The 3,866-nt window shown below is 44.4% G+C and carries 1 protein-coding gene; it reads right to left on the bottom strand.

Features of this window, described 5'->3' with window-relative positions:
• Positions 1-346 precede the first annotated feature (346 nt).
• The gene (locus IQ228_RS22845; protein WP_193964546.1) at positions 347-3,805 is read right to left on the bottom strand and encodes a calcium-binding protein; all 3,459 of its coding nucleotides are present in this window, start codon (positions 3,803-3,805) and stop codon (positions 347-349) included.
• Between the last annotated feature and the right edge of the window lie 61 nt (positions 3,806-3,866).

Here is a 3,866-nt window from a genome sequence, read left to right as displayed (position 1 = left end):
CAGTAATGGCAAACAGGATCAGGGCAAGAACCGTACATCTAAGGTAATACCTGAAAAGCGGATATTATTCGAGCAGTTGTCTTGACAATTATTCGATTAAGAATCCCCGCGTCTTTAGACCGGGGAGGGTCAAATTCAGCAGGTAAAACCAGAAAAAAGGTATTTTAATCTAAGTGGACTAAGGGACTTCCAATTAAAAAAATACCCGAAAATTTCTCGTGGTGCGGGCATACTATGGCTAACGCCACGCTATCGACAAGCTCAGTACAAGTCTTGCCCGCTAATCATCAAGGACGGGCAGGATGCCCATCCCACAAAATTGGGTAATTTATTTTTTGGTGTTCCCTTATGACTTCGACTTTTTGATAACATTAGTACCAAGACCAGCAGTAATCACATCAATACCGTCGCCATAGTAAATCGTATCATTACCAGAACCAGTAGTAATTCTGTCATTACCAGAGCCAGTAGTGACAGTATTATTGCCATGACCAGCATTAACAGTATTATTACCATCACCAGCATTAATTATATCATTACCACTTCCAGCAGTGATACTGTCAATACCAGAACCAGTCGTGACAGTATTATTACCATTGCCGACATTAATATTATTGTCACCATTGCCAGCACTAATAACATCATCACCGCTACCAGTAAAGATATCATCACGTCCATCACCACCAGTAATATTTTTATTACCATCCCCAGTCGTGATGTAGTTGTAACCATTACCAGCGACGATTATATCCTTACCAATACCAGTGGTGATTCTATCATTACCAGCCCCAGTAGTAATCTCATTATCACCATTGCCAGCATTAATCGTATTATTGCCATCACCTGCCTGAATGATGTCCTTGTCACTGCCAGATGTGATGGTATCACTACCAGAACCAGTAGTAATTGTGTTTAGTCCATTACCAGCACTAATAATATTGTTACCTTCTCCAGCATTGATATTATCGTTACCAGACCCTGTAGTAATGTTATCATTGCCGCTACCAGCAGTAATAACATTACTACCATGCCCAGCATTGATAGTATTAGTACCTTCACCAGCCAGAATCATATCATTGCCACTACCACTGGTGATAATATCACTACCAGCACCACTATCTATGTAGTTATCACCGTCACCAGCATTAATTTGGTCAATTCCAGAGCCAGAAGAAATTGTGTCATTACCAGCACCAGTGAAGATGTTGTTATCGCCGTCACCTGCTTTGATATCATCGTCTCCAGAGCCGGTAAAGACATCATCTCGTCCTGTACCGCCAGTAATCTTATTTAGCCCATCCCCGGCAGTAATGTAGTTGTAACCATCCCCAGCAATGATCACATCATTGCCTGTTGTGGTAGTAATTGTGTCATTGCCAATGCCAGTAGTAATGTCATTTGCACCTGAACCAGCATTAATCGTATTGTTACCATCACCAGCCTTAATGATGTCATCGCCTGTGGTAGTGGTAATGCTGTCACTACCAGAACCAGTATAAATTTTATTATTACCAGCGCCAGCATTGATGATGTTGTCACCTCCGTAGGCGTAGATTACATCATTTCCTGAGCCTGTGGTGATTGTATCTTTACTACTACCACCGTAAATGGTGTTATTACCTTCCCCGGCATTAATGACGTTAATCCCTTCCCCAGCGTAGATAATGTCATCACCTGCTCCTGTAGTAATATTATCGTTACCATCACCGCAGTAAATCGTATTGTCACCAATACCAGCGGTGATAAAGGTGTTGATACCGCTACCTCCTTCCATGCTACTGCTACCCGTAGAACTGAGGAAATCAGCCCCATCACCACCATAGATTTTGTTGTTACCATCGAGTCCGTATAATGCATCATCTCCTCCTAGTCCAGATAAGAGGTTATCTCCTGCATCTCCTGTGGGAATTTCATTGTACTGTGATCCCAGCTTTGCGTAAGAGGAGGGGGAATCTCCTGTGAGAATGTCATTGTACTGTGAGCCTTCTAAGTTTTCTACCCCTGTATAGCGATCTCCATTAGCATCTCCTAACAAGCCGATACCAGTACTCAAATCAGCAATTACTCCCATGGTTGAGGTGTAGTAAGAGGCGGTATCAATGCCTGCCCCTCCATCTATTTGGTCAGTAGGTGAGTAAGATAGAAAATTATCGCCTATACCAGTACCACTGACAAGGAAGTCATCACCAGCTTCACCTTTGAGGATGTCGTTGCCATCTTCACCATAGAGTTCATCGTTACCATCACCACCGGAGATGATGTCGTTGCCGGCACCGCCGTAAATCCGGTTCTTGACTGTATTACCTGTCAATTGGTCGTTATAGGCACTACCAATTAAGTTTTCAATGTTGGTGAGGCTGTCGGTATTGGCAAAGCCATCAGTAGCAATGCCAGTGGTGAGGTTAGCAATTACTGCTAGTGGGTCGCGGCGGTAGCTGACGGTATCAGTGTCTTCGTTGCCTTCTAAGCTGTCATTGCCGGCGTTACCGATGAGGATGTCGTCTCCTGCTAAACCTTCTATTTTGTTATTAAGGGCATTACCAATGAGGATATCGTTATAGTTTGAACCGGTGATGTTTTCAAAGTTGGCTAGTTGGTCAAGGTTGCCAAAGCTGTCTTGGGCTGTGTTAGCGGCTATGTTAAAAACTGGTTCTAGGTTAGTAACCAGTGGTGTGGACTGGGTGAGTGAGTTAAAGGTTATACCACCTGTGCCTTGATAGCCTTTGGTGCTGTCGATGTTGACGATTACGCCACTAGCAGATCTTTGGTAGTTCATGCGGTCTGTTCCTACACCACCATCAATAAAGTCAGATCCTTCATCACCGCTTAATACATCGTCTCCGGCTTCTCCGTAGAGGCTGTCATTTCCTTCTTGACCGTAGATTGTGTCGTTACCATCACCACCTTTGATGGTGTCATTGTCTGTTCCTGTACCAGAGATGAAGGTAATCAGGGAGTTCCAAACTCCGCTGAAAATGCGACGGATGCGAGCATTGCCCCCTGCGATCAGGTCATTGCCTTTACCTATAGTAATTGTGTCATCACCGATGCCACCTACTACTACTTTTTGGGCATTGTCTGGGGCTTGTACTGTGTCGTTACCACCGTTGTTGGGGTTAATGGAGGTGATATCGTAGCCGTCGTTGGTGACGATGAGGTCGGCTTCGTCGCCGAAGATGACATCGCTGTCATTGTTGCCTCTGTTACCTGGTGTAGCGTTTGTAATTGTGTCGCTGCCAGCCCCACCGATGACTAGGTTTTCTGTTCCTCCGTTCAACTGGATGATATCTTGACCACCAATGCTGTTATCTGTGCTGGTAATTTGGGTGAGGTTGCCGGTGCTGAATTTGGCTGTACCGTTGTCTCCTAGAAGAATGTTGCGGTTTGTGCCGTTGTTGGTCGTAATGGTGTCGGTTCCTGCACCTGCGAGGACTGTATTTTTGCCACTGTTTAGTGTAATGGTGTCGTTACCATTACCACTGTTACTGGTAATTTGACTCAGCCAACTATCTGTGTGTTGGATGCTGGCTTCATCTCCTACTAGGATTGTGTGGGTGTTGGTGGATTGCTGAACTGTGAGGCTGTCATTTCCGATTCCCCCGACTACGACTAGCTGATTCAAGCCGTTGATGTTTGTTACTTGCAGGTTATCGTTACCAGCACCAGCGTTAATTATGACTAAGTTACTGACGTTGGCAGTGGTGCTGTTAATGGTGAAGTTGTCTGCACCTGAACCTAAGGATCGTGGATTAAATAACCTGTAATTCTGGTTTAGCGGTGTAATTCCATTGCGGCAAGAATTCATCAAAAACAATCTTCATGTTTGATTTGAAATCAAGAGCCACTTTTCGACCTGTTTGATAGGT

This window comes from Dolichospermum sp. LEGE 00246, assembly GCF_015207865.1.
In the GTDB taxonomy this organism is placed as follows: domain Bacteria; phylum Cyanobacteriota; class Cyanobacteriia; order Cyanobacteriales; family Nostocaceae; genus Dolichospermum; species Dolichospermum heterosporum.
This window is presented reverse-complemented; position numbering and strand designations above follow the sequence as displayed.